The 20957-nt window shown below is 34.8% G+C and carries 20 protein-coding genes, 1 tRNA gene and 2 pseudogenes; 11 read left to right on the forward strand and 12 right to left on the reverse strand.

Translation table 11 applies throughout. The annotated features are described in order from the left end of the window. Positions 1 to 29 precede the first annotated feature (29 nt). Positions 30 to 1049 (forward strand): hypothetical protein, encoded by a 1020-nt coding sequence (locus ABL518_RS01050; protein WP_070356955.1) that lies wholly within the window; start codon positions 30 to 32, stop codon positions 1047 to 1049. Positions 1050 to 1075: 26 nt separating this feature from the next. Here the strand turns inward: ABL518_RS01050 and ABL518_RS01055 are convergent, their stop codons facing one another. The 4 genes from ABL518_RS01055 to ABL518_RS01070 form a co-directional block, all read right to left on the reverse strand. Next, the gene (locus tag ABL518_RS01055; RefSeq protein ID WP_010082076.1) at positions 1076 to 1855 is read right to left on the reverse strand and encodes an exodeoxyribonuclease III; all 780 of its coding nucleotides are present in this window, start codon (positions 1853 to 1855) and stop codon (positions 1076 to 1078) included. Next, positions 1855 to 2562, reverse strand: a complete 708-nt coding sequence (locus ABL518_RS01060; protein WP_010962976.1) for a uroporphyrinogen-III synthase — start codon at positions 2560 to 2562, stop codon at positions 1855 to 1857. Before ABL518_RS01060 ends, ABL518_RS01055 begins: the two co-directional genes overlap by 1 nt. A 253-nt stretch (positions 2563 to 2815) precedes the next feature. Beyond that, positions 2816 to 3313, reverse strand: coding sequence for a hypothetical protein (locus tag ABL518_RS01065; RefSeq protein ID WP_010962975.1), 498 nt, complete (start codon positions 3311 to 3313; stop codon positions 2816 to 2818). A 70-nt stretch (positions 3314 to 3383) separates the two neighbouring features. Further along, positions 3384 to 3468 (reverse strand) — tRNA-Leu (locus ABL518_RS01070). Between the two features lie 62 nt (positions 3469 to 3530). Between ABL518_RS01070 and tldD the strand changes: the two genes are divergently transcribed. The 3 genes from tldD to ABL518_RS01085 all read left to right on the forward strand — a co-directional run bounded on the left by tldD (position 3531) and on the right by ABL518_RS01085 (position 6483). Then, complete coding sequence (gene tldD / locus ABL518_RS01075; RefSeq protein WP_095742812.1) at positions 3531 to 4949, forward strand: metalloprotease TldD; 1419 nt, start codon at positions 3531 to 3533, stop codon at positions 4947 to 4949. 55 nt (positions 4950 to 5004) lie between these two features. Beyond that, on the forward strand, positions 5005 to 5145 hold the full coding sequence (locus tag ABL518_RS01080; protein WP_153296798.1) for a hypothetical protein: 141 nt from the start codon (positions 5005 to 5007) through the stop codon (positions 5143 to 5145). A gap of 90 nt (positions 5146 to 5235) precedes the next feature. Further along, complete coding sequence (locus ABL518_RS01085; protein WP_010081919.1) at positions 5236 to 6483, forward strand: IscS subfamily cysteine desulfurase; 1248 nt, start codon at positions 5236 to 5238, stop codon at positions 6481 to 6483. 34 nt (positions 6484 to 6517) lie between these two features. Here ABL518_RS01085 and ABL518_RS01090 read toward each other — a convergent pair whose 3' ends face one another. The 5 genes and pseudogenes from ABL518_RS01090 to apaG all read right to left on the reverse strand — a co-directional run bounded on the left by ABL518_RS01090 (position 6518) and on the right by apaG (position 10336). Beyond that, positions 6518 to 7318: an Rpn family recombination-promoting nuclease/putative transposase gene (locus tag ABL518_RS01090; RefSeq protein ID WP_095742813.1), complete on the reverse strand. Its 801-nt coding sequence runs from the start codon at positions 7316 to 7318 to the stop codon at positions 6518 to 6520. Beyond that, positions 7315 to 8862, reverse strand: a complete 1548-nt coding sequence (gene ltrA, locus ABL518_RS01095; RefSeq protein ID WP_010082015.1) for a group II intron reverse transcriptase/maturase — start codon at positions 8860 to 8862, stop codon at positions 7315 to 7317. Before ltrA ends, ABL518_RS01090 begins: the two co-directional genes overlap by 4 nt. A gap of 37 nt (positions 8863 to 8899) precedes the next feature. Continuing rightward, positions 8900 to 9043: a hypothetical protein gene (locus ABL518_RS01100; RefSeq protein ID WP_173862902.1), complete on the reverse strand. Its 144-nt coding sequence runs from the start codon at positions 9041 to 9043 to the stop codon at positions 8900 to 8902. A 438-nt stretch (positions 9044 to 9481) separates the two neighbouring features. Continuing rightward, positions 9482 to 9727 (reverse strand): annotated as a pseudogene (locus tag ABL518_RS01105) (PD-(D/E)XK nuclease family transposase); the annotation flags it as partial. Between the two features lie 207 nt (positions 9728 to 9934). Beyond that, positions 9935 to 10336, reverse strand: a complete 402-nt coding sequence (apaG, locus tag ABL518_RS01110; RefSeq protein ID WP_007549064.1) for a Co2+/Mg2+ efflux protein ApaG — start codon at positions 10334 to 10336, stop codon at positions 9935 to 9937. A 96-nt stretch (positions 10337 to 10432) separates the two neighbouring features. Here apaG and ABL518_RS01115 point away from each other — a divergent pair, with 96 nt between their 5' ends. Beyond that, the gene (locus ABL518_RS01115) at positions 10433 to 11497 is read left to right on the forward strand and encodes a 5-(carboxyamino)imidazole ribonucleotide synthase (protein WP_010082017.1); all 1065 of its coding nucleotides are present in this window, start codon (positions 10433 to 10435) and stop codon (positions 11495 to 11497) included. Positions 11498 to 12455: 958 nt separating this feature from the next. Here the strand turns inward: ABL518_RS01115 and ABL518_RS01120 are convergent. Then, positions 12456 to 13649 carry a bifunctional 2-C-methyl-D-erythritol 4-phosphate cytidylyltransferase/2-C-methyl-D-erythritol 2,4-cyclodiphosphate synthase gene (locus tag ABL518_RS01120; RefSeq protein ID WP_095742814.1) on the reverse strand — a complete coding sequence of 398 codons (1194 nt, stop codon included), beginning with the start codon at positions 13647 to 13649 and terminating at the stop codon, positions 12456 to 12458. Positions 13650 to 13912: 263 nt separating this feature from the next. On the opposite strand from ABL518_RS01120, the gene ABL518_RS01125 reads away from it, so the two are divergent. The 6 genes from ABL518_RS01125 to ABL518_RS01150 all read left to right on the forward strand — a co-directional run bounded on the left by ABL518_RS01125 (position 13913) and on the right by ABL518_RS01150 (position 19527). Further along, a complete protein-coding gene (locus ABL518_RS01125; protein WP_010963061.1) occupies positions 13913 to 14977 on the forward strand; it encodes an AI-2E family transporter in 1065 nt (354 codons plus the stop codon). 129 nt (positions 14978 to 15106) lie between these two features. Continuing rightward, entirely contained in the window at positions 15107 to 15742 is a 636-nt protein-coding gene (locus ABL518_RS01130) for a DnaA ATPase domain-containing protein (RefSeq protein WP_006280257.1), read from the forward strand. 365 nt (positions 15743 to 16107) lie between these two features. Beyond that, positions 16108 to 17094 carry a site-specific tyrosine recombinase gene (locus ABL518_RS01135; protein WP_095742816.1) on the forward strand — a complete coding sequence of 329 codons (987 nt, stop codon included), beginning with the start codon at positions 16108 to 16110 and terminating at the stop codon, positions 17092 to 17094. Positions 17095 to 17149: 55 nt separating this feature from the next. Continuing rightward, positions 17150 to 17875, forward strand: a complete 726-nt coding sequence (locus ABL518_RS01140) for a lysophospholipid acyltransferase family protein (RefSeq protein ID WP_010963063.1) — start codon at positions 17150 to 17152, stop codon at positions 17873 to 17875. Positions 17876 to 17926: 51 nt separating this feature from the next. Next, positions 17927 to 18196: a 30S ribosomal protein S20 gene (rpsT, locus tag ABL518_RS01145; RefSeq protein ID WP_010081981.1), complete on the forward strand. Its 270-nt coding sequence runs from the start codon at positions 17927 to 17929 to the stop codon at positions 18194 to 18196. Positions 18197 to 18276: 80 nt separating this feature from the next. After that, entirely contained in the window at positions 18277 to 19527 is a 1251-nt protein-coding gene (locus ABL518_RS01150) for a citrate synthase (protein WP_010081982.1), read from the forward strand. Between the two features lie 16 nt (positions 19528 to 19543). Here ABL518_RS01150 and ABL518_RS01155 read toward each other — a convergent pair whose 3' ends face one another. Next, positions 19544 to 19717, reverse strand: coding sequence for a hypothetical protein (locus ABL518_RS01155; protein ID WP_179943778.1), 174 nt, complete (start codon positions 19715 to 19717; stop codon positions 19544 to 19546). Further along, positions 19717 to 20860: pseudogene (locus tag ABL518_RS01160) on the reverse strand (transposase). The gene ABL518_RS01155 and the pseudogene ABL518_RS01160 overlap by 1 nt, the downstream one beginning before the upstream one ends. Positions 20861 to 20957 lie beyond the last annotated feature (97 nt).

The raw sequence follows: 20957 nt of genomic DNA on the forward strand, positions 1-20957 counted from the left end.
GAAGTATAGTAAATGTGAGTAACTCAGTTATGACAAAAATATTAACTCCACAAACAAAGAATTTGGAACCTTCAAATCAGGTAACTAACAAAGATGAGAAAATTTTTGAAAAAGAGGAACATCAGGTAATCTATGATTACTTTGTAAAAGTATTAGAAGGTAAAGCCGAATTAAAGGAGAACAAAGAAATAACTGATTATTTTATATCAGCTTATAAGGACATACTACTTAATAATGTCAATCCAAAAGATATAAAACCACTCAGTGAAGAGAATTTTTCTCAGTTTTTACTTTCTATGTTTAAAGAAATTAGAGAGCAAGGCTTAGCTAGAGAAGAGAAATTAAATAATGATAAAATACAACAAATAATAACCAAGTGTGTAGCTGATATACGTGGTACAGAAGCTAAAGATTCATCCATAAAGTTTGTATTGGAAATGCTGCTGCTGCTAATTGGAGGGATCAAAATAGACCCGAAAAATATTTCTGGCTCCTTTATGGATGGGATGAAAGAAAAAATACCATTCTTAGGTAAAGACAAGAAAGAAGAGGATGAACCACCACTCAGTGATGAAGAGATGGTAACAACGTTCTTAAGCAAGATCTTTTTTCCTGTCCTTCTTTCCACTATTCCAATGTTAATTTTTGGTCCTACTACACTCGGAGTAGTTCTTACTGCTATCGGCACAATATTTGCCATAAAAGGAGGAGTGGAGGTTCTTTTTTCAAATAACAAAAAAGGTACTTTGTATGACCCTAGCTCACAAGATAAAGATGATACAGAAAAGAGAGCAAAACTGAATGGAAAAATTCTCGAGGGCATTGATGATATTTTAAAAACCCCAGTTACAGAAGTTGAGAAAGGCACCTCTGTTTCTGAACAAATTTCCCAAGGAAAAGAAAAGAGTGAACAACAGCCTGTTCCTGAGCAAATTTCCCAGGTAGGAAACGAAAAAAGTGAGCAGCACGATCAATCTTGGACAGGAAAGGAAAACAAACGAAGGGAAAAACCACAGAGCAGCAAAGGTAAGACTACTCAGGTTTGCTAAAAGTGAATTGTGTAAGAGATCTGCTATTATTCTATAGCACATACAACAGGAGTATGGTCAGACGGATTTTCTAGCTTACGCAATCTATCATCTATGTAGCATGTTTCCAATTTATCTACAGCTTGTGGTGATAACAGCATATAATCTATTCGCATTCCTTGATTATTTCTGAGTGAATTGCCTTGATAATGCCACCAAGTGAATTGTTGCAAATTTGGGTGAGATATTCTAAACGCATCTTTAAACCCAAGATTCAAGATCGCTCTTAACTTCTCACGTTCTCTTATATGAAAGCACACTTGGCCATTCAATAAGTTTGAATCAAAAACATCAATTTCATCCGGTGCAATATTATAATCGCCAGCTATAATAGTTAACTCTTCATTCTTCAACAAAGTGCTCATCCTTTCATATAGGTTATCAAAAAACTTGAGTTTATATTCAAATGCGTGAGAGTCCGGGCTTTGACCGTTTGGCACGTATACACTTCCTACCCTTATCTTACTATTGGTATACTTTATCACGCACTCTATATAACGTGCTTCTTGATGACTTTCCACAATGTCAATTTTAAACTTCTCCAGTATCGGATATTTAGATAAAACACAAACGCCATTTCTTGCAACTTGTCCATAGATAGCATATTCATATCCTAACTTTTCTATCTCCGCATAAGGAAATTGCTCTTCCGTACATTTTATCTCTTGCAGCAAAACTATATCTATCTGACTATTAACTATAAAACTACAAAGTTGGTTAACTCTTTTACGTATGGAGTTTACATTCCAAGTTGCAATCTTTAGCATCAGCAATCCTTATTAATTATATCAATTAAACTCTCCCCAGTAGGCAACCTCGATGTTATAATTTTTTTCCACTTGATTAACTTTAAACTATCAGCAATGTTTTTACTCATGGTATATGCAACTGTATTATTCATCACATGAGATAGCCCACTTTTTAGAACTAATGAACAAAATACCCTTGCTGTCTGTGAGGAAAAAAAAGCAACACTACCAATTTTACCATCCAACAGTAAATTTTTACACCTATTAGTTAGACTCCTTTTAATGATTGTTTTATAGAGTACAACTTCTCTTACGTTAAAATCTTCTTCAGATAATCTCTTTTTTAGGTCACATGATACTTCTTGTCCTCTTATATATAAGAACTTTATTGCACTTGAATAGTGAGCTTTTATGAATGATATCAGACCATCAACGTTGCTGTCTGCTGAGATTATATCAGAAAATCCCAAATTTTTTGCAGCCTGCATGGTTGAATTACCAACTGTAATAATCGGAAAGTCATCCACTTTGCATATTTGACTAAAAGCCTTTACACTGTTTTTACTTGTGGATATTACAACGTCAAATTCGTGTGCAGATATATCAGGATTTAAGTACTTTATTGTGAATACTGGTTCTATATAAACTTTGTATCCATACTTTCTCAATATATTTCTTGTATTGAACGAATCCAATAAAGGCCTCGTTAATAAAATAGACTTCATTCTGATTTATTTCACTACTAGTAAAATAGTACCCTTTATACACAAATTACTGAATAAAAACTTTTATTTTGATAGCTTGAGCAATTATTCAAGTAATTTATGTGGAAGTAGGAGTACTAAGCGCTCCTACCCCAATAAGCCCACAATTTCTGCTTACACTTTTTTGACGCTAATTACATCGAACTCTTTTGAATGGCTTCCTTCAGTGGAATTATATAGCTAATATTCCTGTATAAGTTAAATAAGTTAATACTTAAGCTTGTACTCTTGCAGTATTTGAAGAGAGATTCTCAAGGACGTTTTTTGTCTGTGGTTCACTAATCATAGTTTGAACGATATTAGCTGCCATAATAACACAGCCTAGAATAAAAAAAGGCGTAGAAACAAAATAAATAACAGAAGACTCAAAAAGCGACATAGATGCAATACCTCCTATTAGAAATGAAGCACTGGATGCTATATCAAGATAGATCTTTGTTAACTTTTTTTGTCCTGGAGTGTTTTTTATGCCAGATTTCTTATTAAGATTCTGTTGTCGGGAATGATCATTTAGTGACCATATATTTAAAGCAAACGAAAGTGCACTGAATATAGTGCCGGCAATACTAAAATACAGACTTAAGACAGGAATATTCAAGACCAATGCCGCTATGTATCCAATGAAAGAGATAGTAGATAGTGTAGTAACTAAGCGTTTCGAGTAAGTTCGTACCTTCTTTCTGTAGGCTAACTTATCTTTTTCACCATACATAGCATAAATATTACCGAATATGTTATATTATAACATTAATTAATTCAATAAGCAATATGGAAGCTAAGAGTGCCCGAGAGAAGACTTGAACTTCCACAACTTAAAAAGTTACTAGCACCTGAAGCTAGCGCGTCTACCAATTCCGCCACCCGGGCTTTTTATAGTTTACTATGTTAAAGTTAAATAATATACTTAAACAATTTTTAGTTCAAAGGTAATGCCAAATCTAGATCAAATATTTTTTGCTCAAAACAATGTTAATATTAATAACGTATATAAAATAGTCAATAACGCTTTGAGCAATAGCGATGGTGGTGAGCTGTTTCTAGAATTTTGCCAGTCGGAGTCCCTGGTTTTTGAGGATAACATATTAAAACACATGGACTTGAATACTAGAAGGGGATTTGGTTTAAGGTCTTTTTGTGAAGATAGTACATCTTTCGTTTGTTCTTCTGAGATCAGCGAAAAAGAAATTAGTAATGCTGCTTCTATGGTAAAAAGCTCAGTGTCTTTAAACAAGACAAATTCAATAAATTTAAACGAAGAGACAAAAAGCCTATATTCGAGGATTAACCCTATAAATGAAATGGATCTGAATTCAAAGATTAAGCTACTCAATGAGGTTAATGAGTATGTAAGGTCCAAAAATAACTGCGTGAAGCAAGTAAAAATAACTCTAAGTGGAGAATGGCAAGTTGTACAAATAATAAAGGGTGATCACAGATTAAGCGATATCAGGCCTCTGGTACGTTTTAATGTGCTAGTCATTGTAGAAAAAGATGGCCGTACCGAAAGAGGTTCTGCAGGGCATGGTGGAAGGGACTCTTATAGTAAGTTTATTTCTGAGAAAAAGTGGAAAGAAGTTGCAAACCAAGCGTTAGAACAAGCACTGGTAAATCTTGAAGCAATTCCAACTCCAGCCGGAGAAATGACAGTCGTTTTAGGTCCAGGCTGGCCAGGAATATTGTTACACGAAGCCGTGGGTCATGGACTTGAGGGCGACTTCAATCGCAAAAAAGTCTCAGCATTTTCAAATTCTGTGGGTAAACAAGTAGCAGCTAGTGACATCACAGTAGTTGATGACGGAACTCTGCCCAATTTGCGCGGCTCTATCAGCGTAGACGATGAAGGCACTCCACCCAGTTATAATATATTGATAGAGGATGGGATCCTAAAAGGATACATGCAGGATCATATGAACGCTAAACTCATGGGTGTAAGCCCAACTGGTAATGGTAGAAGAGAAAGTTATAAAGAAGTTATTATGCCGCGCATGACAAACACCTATATGTTGCCCGGAAAGTATACACCGAAGGAAATAATATCTAGCGTAAAGAAAGGTCTATATGCAGTAAATTTCGGTGGTGGGCAGGTTGATATAACGTCAGGAAAATTTGTTTTTTCATCTTCGGAAGCTTACCTAATAGAAAATGGCAAAATTACACAGCCAGTAAAAGGAGTAACACTAATTGGTGACGGTCCAACAGTGTTGAAAAAAGTATCTATGGTTGGTAATGACTTAAAGTTAGATCCTGGTGTTGGCACATGCTCGAAAGATGGACAAAATGTGCCCGTTGGAGTTGGTCAGCCGACACTCAAAGTCGACGCAATAACTGTTGGTGGAACTGAGATATAGATAAGGGCTAAAACGGATTCCAGCGCACGGCGCACAGCTGTACAAACATTATGATTTGGAAGCAATTGCCACCAATAGGGTGTCATCCCAGTGTCTGGGCACTGCCTTTGTGTTTGAGGCAAAACTGGCTATAACATTTAACACACTGCTTTCGCAAATAAATGTTCGTACAGTTATGTGTCAGCTACTTGGATGACACTTTTGTACTTGATGCAAGATTATATCTTGAAAAAATTAAGTTTTAATGCTATAAAATAATTGTAAATTTTGTCTCCGTGGTAGCTTTATGAATGTTGAAAGTAAAAAAATACACGATGCTAAAATAAAATTACCAATATTTCTTGATTATCAATCTACTACTAAAGTAGATCCCCGTGTTTTAGAGGTGATGATACCTTACTTTGGTGAGTTCAGCAATGCACACTCTCGCAGCCATTCATTTGGTTGGACTGCTGAAGAAGCAGTGGAAAAAGCAAGGAAACACATCGCTGATCTGGTGAACGCAGATAGCAAAGAAATTATCTTTACCTCAGGTGCAACTGAGTCAAATAATACGGCAATCAAGGGCGTTGCTCACTTTTATAAAAATAAAGGAAATCATATAATCACTGTCTGCACGGAGCATAAGTGTGTTCTGGATTCTTGTCGGCATCTGGAAAATGAAGGCTTTAAAGTTACATATTTGCCTGTTAAGCAAAACGGAATTATAGATTTATCAAAGCTTGAGGAAGCAATTACTGATAAAACAATTTTGATTTCAGTAATGATGGTAAATAATGAAATCGGAGTAATTCAGCCTGTAAAGGAGATTGGTAAAATATGCAGAAAGCATAATATATTTTTCCATACAGATGCAGCTCAAAGCTTTGGAAAAGTTCCAATTGATGTTAATGAGATGTGCATTGATCTTATGAGTCTCTCTAGCCACAAAATTTATGGACCTATGGGAATAGGCGCATTATATGTACGTAGAAAGAATCCTCGTGTTAGGCTGATACCACTAATTAGTGGTGGTGGACAGGAAAGAGGCATGCGTTCTGGAACAGTTCCAACACCTCTTGCAGTTGGTTTTGGTGAAGCGGCACGTATTGCTAGAGAAGAAATGAAAAAAGAAACAACTAGAGTGGAAGAATTAAGGGATATTTTGTATAACAAGATAAAAGAAGCGTTTCCTGATATCGTTTTAAATGGTGATTATGAAAATAGAATTCCTGGCAACCTAAACTTGAGCTTTCCCTATGTTGAGGGTGAGTCTCTCATCATGGCAATCAAGGATTTAGCAGTAAGTTCTGGTTCTGCGTGCACGTCTGCGTCTCTTGAGCCTTCCTATGTAGTACGGTCGCTAAATAATGGCCATGACCTTGAGCATTCATCAATTAGATTTGGCCTAGGCCGATTTACAACTAGAGAAGAAGTTTTGTATGCAGCAGATCTTGTTGCTAAAAATGTTGGCCGACTGAGAGAAATGAGCCCACTTTGGGAGATGGTACAAGAAGGAGTAGATTTGAACACCGTGAAATGGGACTCTCATTAAATGTATCCGTTCCAACTGCAAATGCACTTTGAAATTACTCTGTACCGTTCACACTTAATTCTTCAATCTCACTAATAGAAAGGCCAGTAAATTTGACAATAGTGTTGACATCAACATTGTTAGCCAGCATTGCTTTTGCGACTTCGATTTTTCCTTCGATTTTTCCTTCCTCTTTACCGATTTTGATGCCTCTTTCTTCGCCAATTTGGATGCCTTTTTCAGTAGCAAGGTCAAGTCTGTATTCAAGAATGGCTTCTTCTTTGCGCAGATCCATTATTCTTTCTTCATAAGTTATTAGATCTTTTTCATTCCAGTGAAACTTATCTAATTCATCATATGCTAGCTTTATTATTGGTGATTTTTCCGCAATTTTTCTGAGATCTTCGTCCGTTGTTTCATCTGCATATTTGAAAAAAAATAGCCAACGGTCTACTACACTTTCTAGTTGTTCTTCTCTACTCTTAGGAAATTTTGGCAGCTCTATGAAGATAAATTGAAAATCTTTTAAGTCATGCTCATTGGTTTTTTCATCTCTTATGGTATGGCTAGATATATAGTCAAGCTTATCAGGGAATAAGGTACAATTTGAAATCGCGATAAAGAAAATCTTCTTTAAATCAACGTATTTACCAGATTTATCAGCTTGTCTTGAGTAAGCCTTAGCAGCATAAAGTTGTGCGCGTTTTTCAAAGCCTTTATCACGAGCGAGCTGGTTAGGTAAGGAAGTAGTATTGCTACTACTCCCTCCCTTAGAAACGCAGCATGCAGGTTTCCCCACACTACGCTTGAGCCCCTTATCTAAGTCCTTCTTTTCTCGAACCGGCTTGTCCTTCATGATTCCTCAGAAAACATCATTCTTAATGGTGACACCAACAGTAGAGAACCTTCTCTTGAGAAAGAGCTTGCTAACATTTTTGTTTGTTTCACTCTTTCATCAAAATACTTTTTCCATTTTAAGTCAAGTGGATTTGCATCCGCCCTGATTTTAACATGTCGTCTGATAGGTATATCAATCAACCTAAGCAGTCTTAAATACCTTATCTCTTTCGGTTTGTTCTTGCATATGGGTGCAGCAAAGACCCATTGGCGTTGTTTCATTACCTTGAAGTAACGATTCTTTATCCAACGTAATCCTTTACGAGGATGTCTTTTCTTTGCCCATTTCCATAGAGCACACATAATTTCATGGTCTATTTTGTTAAAAGCTCTTTTCGCACACACATGGCTGTAGTAATTTCCCCATCCCCTTAATAGGGAATTGAGCAACTTGATTAGTACGGCCTGAGTGTTCGCTATGTTTGCCTTTATCAATGTACGTGCTTTATTAAGAAGTTTCTTAATACTTTCTTTTGAAGGTTTTATAATTAACTTCTTATTATACCTGCGTACATTACAACCAAGAAAGTCAAACCCTGTTGTAATAGATGTAATTTTTGTTTTCTCTTCGGAAAGGATAAGACCTCTCTCCTGAAGAAAGGACGATACTAGAGGTTTTACTTCATTTTCCAGTACTTCACGTGTGATTCCTGAAATGATAAAGTCATCTGCGTACCTGATTACATTTACTCCACTTCTGATTTTGCTTCTTCTTTTACTGCCAAGTTTACCAAATTGACTTTCCAATGATTTTTCAAGTCCATTTAGGGCTAGATTTGCTAGTATTGGAGAGATGATACTACCTTGTGGGGTACCTGCAGTTGTGGAATACAGAGTTTTTGATTCTAGGAAGCCAGCTTTTAACCAGCTATGAAGAATTTTCTTCTCCATAGGAATATGCTTCATGAGCCATTCATGGTTAATGTTATCAAAACACCCTTTAATATCACCTTCGAGTATCCATTGTAGTTGGTTACGGCTTGCCAGTAACAAGTGACAAGCCACAGTAGCGTCTGCGCAGGATCTTTTTGGTCTAAAACCATAAGAGTGACGATCACTGATCGTTTCAGCTATCGGTTCCAAAGCAAACAAGTATAATGCTTGCATGGCTCTATCTTTTATCGTAGGGATTCCAAGAGGTCTTCTTTTGCCATTAGACTTACTGATGTATATCCGTTTTAGCGGAGAAGGTTTGTATCCTCTTTGTTTTAATAGCTTTATTCCTTGAAATTTTGTGTTGCAAGTTGACCATATTTGACGATCTACACCTGCTGTGTTTTTTCCTTGGTTTTCAGTTACTCTCTTAAACGCCAAAGCTTTGCCGCTAAAAGAGCGTGTGAGAAGGTGTTGTAAAGTTTTCACCTTACCCCATCTGCCTTGTTGGACAGCCTTAACAATACGCCTCTGTAGCCTCATAACAACTTTTTGGCATTTCTTCCAGGGTAACTGGTTCCATGCTTCGGAGTTATTGGTAGGTACACTTACAGTTGTACTTGTAATCATCTGCTTTCCTACCTTAAGTGGTTAACAAAGTTTCTTGTCATGAGGGACCAAATGGAAGTCTGCTCGTTTTCACGCGAATTAATGTTACAAATTCTATCCATTTCGTTACAAAATGGCATTCGCTTTCTCCATTATCCTTTACCTGCACATCCATCAGCATTCCTTGCGGGTTGCCTGCCATATAGGCGAAAATACAGGCTTATCCTGTTCCTTTTGTCATACAATAGTGGGTTAGGTGGCTTCTCTATACCGGTGATTTGCGTACATCCAGAAATGAAAAATGTCACATTACCTTTTGGTCGGAGCTTATCAGCATCTTTAGCTCTTTAATCGTTACGATACTTATGAAGCTTCACTTACGTTCACCATACCACTAAGCCTAGCCCTCCAACCACATGATGCTTGTAGTTTATGCTTTCTCTCACGATTGAGCATCTTCTTTATCAAGAGGAGGTTCATTGTCCGCGTCGCTCGGCACCAACTGGTTACCCAATTCGCACTGATGCGTAGACTCAGATGGCAAAACATCTGGTTCAATAAGCTTTAGAATCCTTTCAGTTTCTTTCTGAATGAATTCCTCTCCTTTTAAACAATATGACCGAAGGCTTTCAGGTCGCACCATTTCTGCTATATATCTATTTCCGTGAGAATCCTTGCAGAGAACATCAACAATACTTTGTTTATCAGAGGCAACTTCGGGATCCATAATAGTGCTAAGAAACTCAACTTCTTGTATTGCATTTATCTCAGTAAACCCTAAAATATCGTTCAAAAAGTGGATCAGGATATTCTTATTTTTTTCCGTTCCAAAGATTTTTTTGAAGGTTAAATCCAGCTTAGGGTCGAGAAACTTAGATAAAGCCATAGCCAAAGTGCTTAAAAATATTAATAATTATACACTATTATTAACAATTATTTAACCATATTTTTGAAGATAGCTATGCCGCCGCGAACCGTCATACCGCCGCGGTATCTCTAGATCCCGCTAACAAGTAGCGGGATGACGATTGTGTATCGTGCTTTGCTAAAAATCACAGAATGCAGTCTGGTTACAAATAAACTATTTTGACAGTTAATGGGGTCTAGTTTTGATGTATGGACTATCCAAAGAAAAGGGTGGTATCATAACTTCAAAAACTTTTATGCTTTCTTCATTCAGAAATTCATACTTACCCTGCATTATTCCTGACGGTACATTTAAGTATGTTCCACTTGTGTATTTAAATACCTCTCCAGATTTTATCACAGGTTGTTCTCCGATAACACCAACTCCGGCAATTTCATTTACTTTTCCCTTATAATCTATTATTTGCCAATGACGACTTAACAATTGAATAGTTGATTGGCTTTTGTTTTTTATCTTAACGTTATACATCCATACATAGCAATTTTCATAAGGAATGGATTGCTCTTCAATATAAATTGGTAAAACTGTAACTTCAACAAAGTTGGTAGTTAGTGTGTATTCTATCATTATAAAATATTCATGATAAGAAAATAGTATTTTAATTATATACTTTTTTCATAGATTTTTCAAGTATACTTTAATTAGGAAATATCAATTTATAGTATGAATGAACCAGATGCGCTGAGCAAAAAAGTAATAGGAATAATAGGTGGTGGACAATTAGGTAAAATGACTGCTATCGCTGCAACAAAACTTGGACAAAAAATACATGTTTTTGCCAGTGCTAAAGACGATCCAGCTTGTTCTATTGCTGATGATTTCACAATAGCAGATTTCTCTGATAAGAAAGCGCTTGAATCTTTTGCACAGAGTGTGGATTTGGTCACTATTGAGTCTGAAAATATTCCATGTAGTGCAATTGATATCGATGTAAATTTTTATCCGGGTAAAAAAGCGTTACACATTGCGCAAAATAGGCTTAGAGAGAAAGATTTCATTAGAAGCTTGAGTATAAAAACTGCTGAATACAAAAGTATACAAAATTATAATGAGCTACTGAAAAGCAGTAGAGCTTTTGGCTATCCAACAAGGCTGAAAACAACAGAAATGGGTTATGATGGAAAAGGGCAATATGTGCTTGAGAATGATTCTGAAGTGAAGCAATTTGCTTCCTTTGATTGGAATACAGAGTACATTCTTGAAGCAAGTGTTGATTTACTGAAAGAGGTTTCAATAGTCGTTGCAAGAGATAAAAACGGTAAAGTAGCTTTTTTTCCTATAGCAGAAAATTACCACGTTGATGGAATACTTGATACTTCAACAGTGCCAGCTAAAATAGATAGTAAATTAACTCAAGAGGTACAACGAGCTGCAAAGAAAATAGCAAATGCGCTTGATGTAATAGGAATTCTGGCTATTGAATTTTTTGTTACTAAGGATAACGAATTGTTAGTTAATGAACTAGCTCCAAGACCTCACAATTCTTGCCACTGGAGCTTGGATGCATGTAACGTTAGTCAATTTGAACAGCTAGTTAGGATAATATGCGGGCTACCTATGCAGGAAGTAGTATTACGCTTTCCTTGTATGACGAAAAATATAATAGGTAATGATATATATGATTCTCATAAGTATTTGAGCAACGAAAAAGCTAGTTTAACCATATATGGGAAAAAAGAGGTTAGGGATAAGCGTAAAATGGGACATGTCAATATAGATTTAAGTTAACAGTTTTTCTACGTCATACCGCCACAACTGTACGAACATTGTGATATGATGAGATGTTACATAGTAAACGGTGTCATTCTAGCACCTCTTTTCCCGTCATCCCGCTGCTTGTTAGCGGGATCTCATTTCACTTTGTGAAGGTGTCATCCCAGCACCTCTTTTCCCGTCATTCCGCTGCTTGTTAGCGGGATCTCATTTTACTTTATGAGGGTATCATCCGAGTAGCCCCTTTCTCGTCATCCCGCTGCTTGTTAGCGGGATCTCATTTCACTTTATGAAGGTGTCATTCGAGTAGCCTGACTACTTGGATCCAGGAATTTTATTAAGTTGGTAAGCATAAAAGTGGCTGATCTTATGTTAAAACACAACGTTCTTGATGAGATTACAGCAAGGCTGGATTCCAGCGTCAGCTACTTGAATGACAGCAGTCCTACGTCATGCCGCCGCGGTATCTCTAGATCCCGCTAACAAGTAGCGGGATGACGATTGTCGTTTAGCCATAAATGTTTAAGAAATTTACCAAACGAAAAAAAAGGCAAAAGAAGCCCCGTGGTTGGCTAGTTACTTACATTATACTTTCAAGTATGGCGTTTTTTTATTCTAAACGTTTAATAACCGCGATTCATCTGCTTTTAAGCCGCAACTAATCTAAATTATAAACATTAAGAAATTTACTAAACAGAAAAAAAGGCAAAGAAAACCTAGGGTAGCTAATTACTCACTATCCATTTTTTAAGTTGGCGTTTTTTGATGTTTTAAATGCTTTATAAGCGCATTTTAGCTTGTATAGCTAGAAATTTGATAAAGACATAAGGTGCACATAGTGCAAAAAATTAAACATGAGACGCCAAATACGTTGAGTTTTTTTGTCATTTAATCTGTACAGAGAAGATAAATAAATAGCTTCAGTTTCATGATAAGGGGGCTGGCGAAGGGTATCAAGTAAGTTTTTTCGTTTCTATTTCCAATAAAAGTTTGTATGCAATAACACAGAAGCATGCACTGCTATTCCTTCATTTCTTCCAATATAACCTAATTTCTCTGCAGTGGTTGCTTTGATATTTACAAATTCATCATCAATTTCTAATGCTTTTGATATGAATTTCTTCATTTCTACTTTGTAAGGCGATATTTTAGGCTCTTCACAAACTATAGTAATATCTAAATTAGACACGCTGTACCCTTTTTCTTTTGCTTTTTTAGCAGCAAAGTCAAGAAAGTGAGATGAATTGCAATCTTTCCATTCAGAGGAACTAGGAGGAAAGTGCTCTCCTATGTCGCCACATCCCAGTGCTCCGAGTATTGCATCAACGATTGCATGTATTGCAACATCACCATCAGAGTGCGCTTCTATTGCCATGTTGTGTTCAATTTTCACACCGCAAATTTTTATAAAGCTTTCAGCACCATTTTGAACTTTAATGAACTTATGTATATCATAACCGGCTCCGACACGAAATTTTGGCTCTTCAAAAAGAAGCTTTGCCATATTGATATCCTCTTTTGTGGTTAACTTAAAATTGCTTTTCTCACCTTTAATAATCGCAACATGTTTTTTGTGCTCTACCATTAGTGATGAATCGTCAGTAAATTCTTTGACTGATTGATGGCATGATAATAATGCTTTGAAATTAAAAATTTGAGGGGTTTGTATGGCTCTGAGCTTTCCTCTTGAAATCGTAGATTCAATAAAACTATTACTCACCAATGACATAGTGTCTTCAACTTCTATTGCTGGAACTACTCCTGTATATTGATCATTAATCATAGATTCAACCAAGTTATCTATCAGAACATCTGACACAAAAGGCCTACAAGCATCGTGTATAACTACAAAATCTGGGTTAATTTTTTGTAAGCTTTCAAGCCCTAGTTTAACTGAACTTTGCCTGTTTTCTCCTCCGTATACAGGGCTTAGTAATTTAGTGTCTGTAATTAGTGATATAGCTTTCTCATAGAAACTTTCATGGTCTCTATTAATTGCTATTCTTATGTAATCTATATATTGGTTAGCCAGAAATCTTTTAATTGTATGAAATAAAACAGATTTACCTGCCAGTTTTATATATTGCTTAGGAATCGTAGAATTGCATCTACTGCCTACTCCCGCTGCAACTATTAATGCTGCTATTTTGTATTTCTTAGCGCACATATTTCTTTTTGTAGAAGCTTTCCTCTCTATCCAAGATTCTTTCCGAAAAATAAAATTTCTGACATCATATAAAAGTTACTTCCCCTATTAACTAGCATAATTATAATAGCAAAAGAGATATTTAGAGAGCTCAAAATCTATCTTTGCCTGCGGATTAAACAACTAAATTTTAGTAAAAAATGATAGTATTACAAATCGTAAAATACTTTCAACATAGGAAAAATAAATTGCATATTTTTCAGTAAATTAGCTATGCTAAACACATGCAAAAACGTCATATAACTATTTGTTTCATACTGCTTTTTATAATAGGGATGTTATTCCTGATGCGTCCTATGATTTTTCCATGTTTAATATCTATTATTATTGCATATTTGTTTAATCCGCTAGTAGTCAAGTTTGAAAAGTATAGAATACCACGTTCATGTTCTGTAATTTTTATAATACTTATTTTATTAATAGCTTTTATACTAGTCATAACATTTGTTTTACCTATTATATATGTTCAAATTACTTCAATATTAAATTTCTTAGTGAGTAAAGTGCCTTCATTAAAGTTTAAAGTAATCCCCTCTGTATTAGAATTTCTTAATATGAAAATCGAGGATAGCTTATTTGATCATTTATCTAAAAATCTAGCAGAAAATTACAGCAACTATGTATCTTATTTCATGAATGCTCTTGATATTGCTAGTAACTTTATAATCCAAGTGTTAAGTTCAAGCTTTAACACGGTATCATTAATGGTGATTACTCCTGTAGTGTTTTTCTATATATTACGTGATTGGCCTTTAATTATAGAAAAAGCTAGTAAATTAATCCCTATTCCTTACAGAGGAAAAATTGCAGATTATTTTTCCAAAGTGGATTTCATTATATCTAATTATCTAAAGGGGCAGGTAAATGTATGTATTGTCATGATGGTCTTTTACTCTGTGAGTCTGAGCATAATTGGATTGGAACACTCTATTGTTATTGGAATTTTATCAGGAATGTTAACGTTCATACCTTACGTAGGGCCATTATTATATACCATTATTGGGTTTTTGAGCGCTATCACTCAATTTAGTGGATGGTTTGAAAGTGCTGCTGTTTTGCTATTATTTGGTGTTGGACAATTAATAGATTCAAATATATTAGTTCCTTTATTAATAGGAAAAAAAGTTCATATACATCCAACTGTAATTATTCTGGGAATTACTATATGCGCTTCATATTTTGGATTTACAGGTATATTACTTTTTATTCCAATAATAGCAATGTTCAATGTATCAGTAGAATATGCAATCAATAAATATTTTAAAAGTGAGCTTTATAAAAACGGCTAACAGACCTTTTGCATAATCAATTTATGGTAAGAGGAGAAATGAGCCCAGAATACCTGACACATTTGAGGAGCGTAAGTAAATTTCTGCGCAAAAATTACTACCAGAAAGAGGTTACGTAAGAGGTTCAACGTGCAATTAAATTTATTTAACAACAATCAAGCTGATTATAGCCGGCAAAATTACATCATCTTAGATGAAAATAAGCACGTATATAATTCGGTAGTTAATGATTTATCTTGGAAATGTCTGATTCTTTTTGGACCTAAAAGCTCCGGTAAAACTCATCTTGCTCATATTTGGCAATCAATAAACGATGCAATCTTTATCAATGTGAATAACTTCGTAAGCGAGATTAGGTATAGCGATGCTTTTATTTTAGAAGACGTACAAAACATTAAAGATGAAGCCATGTTATTACATTGTTACAATTACATGAAAGAAAACGACAAGAGGCTGCTAATCACTTCTTCAATTTCACCAAAAAAGCTTAACTTCAAACTAAGAGATTTAAGTTCTCGAATATTATCAACTATCAGCGTAAAAATTTTGCCTGCAAGCGAGGAATTATTAAGAATTATGCTAATAAAACGATTTTCAGATAAACAGTTAAAAATTGATTTAAAAGTGATTAATTATATTTTAGCAAGAATAGAACGTTCTTTCTATAGCATTGATAAAATTATAGAAAAGATAGATAATGAATCTATAGGGTCAAATGTGACCGTTCCTTTTATTAGCACTTTATTAAAAAAAGATGCCATTTGATTTCTTCTTTTGTAAAGGTGTATATTAAAAATTTATTAACACCCATAACACTAACGTAATTGGAATCTCTACCTGTCCATGTTAGAATTATAATCAATGTTATGTTATAATAAATATAGATAGATACAGCTAAGAAGTATTCTATATTTATAGTAGAGCTCACTTTATAAGGTGTTTTTTATAGATTTAACGTTATAATTTAACTATGATAAGAGTAAGATTAAATTTAAGAAAAAGGTTAAAGCAAAAGTTTGTGATGTTCACTCTATTGATAAGTGCTTTATTTGTCTCATATTTTCTCATAAGAAACACAGGGAACACTTCTAATCAAATTATAGCCAAAGAAATAAATATAGGAACTGATAATGAAAAATAAACAGTCGCAAAATAAAAAAGAAAATCTTTACATAACATATTACATAGATGCTTTAGCTTCAGAGAGGTCCGCTGCACAAAATACTCTGGAAAGTTATCGTTCGGATTTACACCAGTTTGAAGAATTTTTATTGGAAAGCGGCACTACCTTGGTTGGTGTAAACAAAACCAATATTAAAGATTATGTGAAATCTTTATGTACACAAAAAAAATATAAAAGTAGCTCTATATCAAGAAAAATATCCGCTATGAAAAATTTTTACAAGTGTCTATTTAATGACGGAATAATAGATTTTAATCCAGCGCCGGCTAATGATGCTGAATTAAAGAATCCAAAAGTTTCTCGTCCTTTGCCTAAGTATTTAAGTGTCGAAGAAATATTTTTGCTAATGGACACAGTGAGAAAATCAGCAAGCGAATCGAATAAAGAGATAAGCAGTAAAAGGCTATGTGCGATTTTAGATATCCTTTACTCTTCTGGAATGCGTGTTTCTGAACTAATTAGTATGAAATTATGTGAAGTGTCACATTTAATAAACAGTAATAACAAAGAATGCTATATAATAATAAAAGGAAAAAGTGGTAGAGAGAGGCAAATTCTTTTTAATGAACAAGCATTGCAGAGCCTTAGAAATTATTTATCAGTTCGTGATAATCTGATCTCTAAAGAAAAGGAATCCGATTGGCTATTCCCAGGTGATAAACCTAATAAACCAATTACAAGGCAGAGGGTCGGTCAATTAATGAAGGAGTTGGCAAGAAAATGCAATATTGATGAAAATAAGATCTCTCCACACGTGGTTAGGCATTCTTTTGCTACCCATCTACTAAATAGCGGAGCAAATATTGTGTTGATACAGAAAGTTCTTGGCCATACTAACCTTTCTACAACACAAATATATACTCATATTGCTAACGAAAAGTTAAAGGACAAATTAGCTGATTCGCATCCTATTACTCAGATGATCAATAATTAAATTTATTGTTTTTAATTTGTAATAAAGTTAAATTTAAATAAATTTATGTGAGTTTGTGATTTCAAGTTTATTGTTTAATTTCTTTCTTATATTATGGGAGGTATTCTATACTTTCATTACTCTCCCTGTAATTTTCTTTTCTGAGTGTGTAATAACCATTTTCCTCGTCTGTTCGGTGAGAGTTGTATTATTCATGCTGCGTTTATTATGTGGCATTAAATATGAAGTGAGGGGAATGGAAAACATCCCTAAGCAACCTTTTATCATTGCATCTAAACACCAATCTCCATTTGAAACATTTATTTTTATACTACTATTTAGAAAAGCGGTTTTTATTTTAAAACGTGAATTGAAATGGATTCCATTCATTGGTTTGCATCTTATAGCGCTGAAAATGATTTTTATTAACCGTTCAGATGGTATCAGTTCTATACGCCATATAATCAAACTAGCAAAAATGCGTATAAAAGAAAATAGAAGCATAATAATATTTCCTGAAGGTACAAGAACAACTATAAACCAAAATATAAAATATCAACCAGGTATTGCTGCTTTATATAGCGTATTATCTGTTCCTGTGTTACCGGTTGCTTTAAACACTGGTTTGTTTTGGCCAAAAAGCATACTTTCTCTGAGAAAGAATCCCGGAAAGGCAGTAATAGAAATATTGCCCCCAATATATCCTGGGTTAAACAAAAATGAATTCTTGCAAAGTTTAGAAAAAATTATTGAAGAGAGAAGCAGTAGATTAACCATAGGAAAAACTGATATTGCAAATTAACAAAAAAACTTTATAATTAAGAGAAAAGTACAGTATTTTAGGTATTAATATATGGCAAATCATAAGAGTGCTAAAAAAATGATAAAGGTAATAGCAAAGCGCACTTTAATAAATAAGATGCGGAAAAGTAAAACTCGCACTGCTATTAGAAATTTGGTTGATATAATCAAGTCTGGCGACAAAGAAAATGTTGTTCTGGCATTTCGGAATGCTGAATCTAATTTACACAAGTGTGTGAATAAAGGTGTTATTCATAGGAATACCGCTGCGCGTAAAATAAGTCGCTTAAATGCAAAAGTAAAAGCATTGATGACCGCTTAATACGGTTAATGTAAAGTTAACTGTATTAATATATACTCCTCAGTTTGTATATTCTGTATAAAATTTAAGTAGCTTAAGTGATGGATAAAAAAGTGCTATTAGAACTAAGTAATGGATTAAAAATCGAGCTACCTGTATTAAGCGGAACAACAGGTCCTGATGTGTTAAATATCAAGGATTTATATAAGATGACAGGATTATTCACTTACGATCCAGGGTTTGTTTCTACAGCTTCATGCTCTTCTACAATTACATTCATTGATGGAGATGAAGGAGTTCTTAAATATAGGGGACATAATATAGCTGATTTGGCAGAGAATAATAATTTTACTGCTGTGATTTATTTATTGCTCTATGGTGAATTACCCAGTTCAGAGCAACACAAAAAATTTCTTCTCAAAATACAAGAATCATCCAAAGTATCAGAGCAAGTTACAAATGTAATTAAAGCATTTCCAAAAACTGCTCACCCTATGTCAATCTTAGTTGCATGTTTTGCAAGTTTGTCAGCATCTTATCATGAAAAGCATGGCAACAATGTCAATGGTGAAGACCTAGATTTTGGAATTTCTGCAATAGCGCAAGTTTCCACAATTATTGCAATGATTTATAGGCATATCAACAATCAGGAATTCATAAATGCTAACAATGAATTAAGTTACAGTGAAAATTTCTTAAAGATGATATTTGGCGATGCTGTTGATAATGATAAAAGCGCCCTTTTTGCAAAAGCTCTGGATAAAATATTTACTCTCCATGCTGATCATGAACAGAATGCTTCTACGGCGGCTGTCAGATTGGTGGGATCGGCTGGTTCTAATCTGTTTGCAAGCCTCTCTGCAGGAGTTGCTACACTTTGGGGACCAGCGCATGGTGGAGCTAATGAGGCAGTTATAAATATGCTAAAAGAGATAGAGCAAAGTGGAGATATAGATAAATTCATCGAAAAAGCTAAAGATGATAAAGATCCATTTAAATTGATGGGATTTGGACATCGTGTTTATAAAAATTATGATCCGCGCGCGCGTATATTGGAAGGCGCTTGCCATGAGGTTCTAAGTAAACTAGAACAAAATAATGAACTGCTTAAAATTGCAAAAAAACTTGAAGAAATAGCTTTAAAGGATGAATATTTTATCGTGCGTAAGTTATATCCAAATGTTGATTTTTACTCAGGTATAATAATGAATGCTATTGATATCCCCTCAAATATGTTCACGCCTATTTTTGCACTTGCAAGAACCACTGGTTGGGTTACTCAGTGGTATGAAATGATAAATGATAAAGAAACTAAGATCTGTAGACCAAGGCAACTCTATTTTGGTAAATAAATTTATTTTCACTTCATTAGACTTCTTGCATAACCCAAACTAAGTAGAAAAAAGGTGTCATCCGAGTAGCTGACACTGGTTCCTTTACGACGGAAGTGTCCAGAGGTGTCATTCCAGTCTGGAATCCAGAAAAAAGGATGGTGTCATTCCGTATCCGTTCAGCCAATGGCGTCAACTTAAGAACTTTCATTAGCAAACTCTCCTAAAGACATGATGGCGTTTAGGCTTATCTACTTTATTGCGGCTGTCCCGGTCGGATTTTAACTTTAGCGCGTATACTTAAAAAGGGCTTGAAAGTTTTTTGGCGCAATAAGTACCTGATAGAGTTTCTGCCTCATTACACTAAATAAAACTGAAAAATTTAAACGATACTCAGTAATTTGATCTGGGTTCCAAGGCCCTTGTGCATCACACATATGAAGCGATAATATATTGCACATGACCAAGTTTGCCCAAAATTCTTGTAATACAGCCTCTCCAGAAAAATTCTCTAACTCTGCTCCTACTTTGAGTCGTTTATAGCACTCCTCTATGTGCCACCTTAACACATAAGCTTTGCTCCAAAGTCTCGGTCAAAAACTCTGTTTCTCAGTTGGCTAATGTCAGCACTATAACTCTTACTTTCTGTCCTTTCATTTTATTTTTTAGCTTTTCATTTTCTAATATAAAATCAAAATCTAATTCGCCAGCGTTCCCATAGCTTACTATAATTTCTTTTTTGCAAGCGAAAAATAAAATCTACTTCCAAATTATAATGCTGCTGAATGAATTTTACTGAAGACGATCATAGATAAATAATAATTTCTCTTGATTTAATAAACGCATTTGAGTGATAACTTCGGGTAATTGCTCTGCCGCCAACGTTTGTTCACCTATATTCCAAGCTGCAAGACGAGCACTGCAAATCAGCGAAGTACACAAATCAACAAACAAATTGCCAATGGTGCCTGTTGTTCCATTTGGTTCAAACTCGGATACAATTTCCCCAGAGCTGGGTAATCTCATACCAGAACCATCTGCTGCAATAAGTCTATAGCCTCTCCAACTCAGGTTCATCCTGATAGGCTGTTTGGATGCTTAAATTCTTGAAAGCCTGTATGGCAAATCTTATATCTTGCTTTAGAAAAAGCTTGCTTTGAGGGTACATGTCAATGGCTCCATAAGTTCACATTCTATTCCCAAACTTTTTTTAACTAACTTTAAAATCATAGAAAATACTGTCGAAAAAGGAAGTTTTCTTGTTCGTGTAAAACTCAACACAATGGATTTTCTGAAAAGTTTTCGAGTATATTATATTTTTAATTTGTAGAATAAGGTTTTTTCCTTTTTGCATATTTCACCTAAAAAGGACACATTTTAGACTTCTTTGTTGAAATAAAACAGAAACAAAAGTGCTGTCCCTTGCACTCTTTGGATAATTTAATGATAAA

The organism is Wolbachia endosymbiont of Drosophila willistoni (genome assembly GCF_040084705.1).
Taxonomy (GTDB): domain Bacteria; phylum Pseudomonadota; class Alphaproteobacteria; order Rickettsiales; family Anaplasmataceae; genus Wolbachia; species Wolbachia pipientis.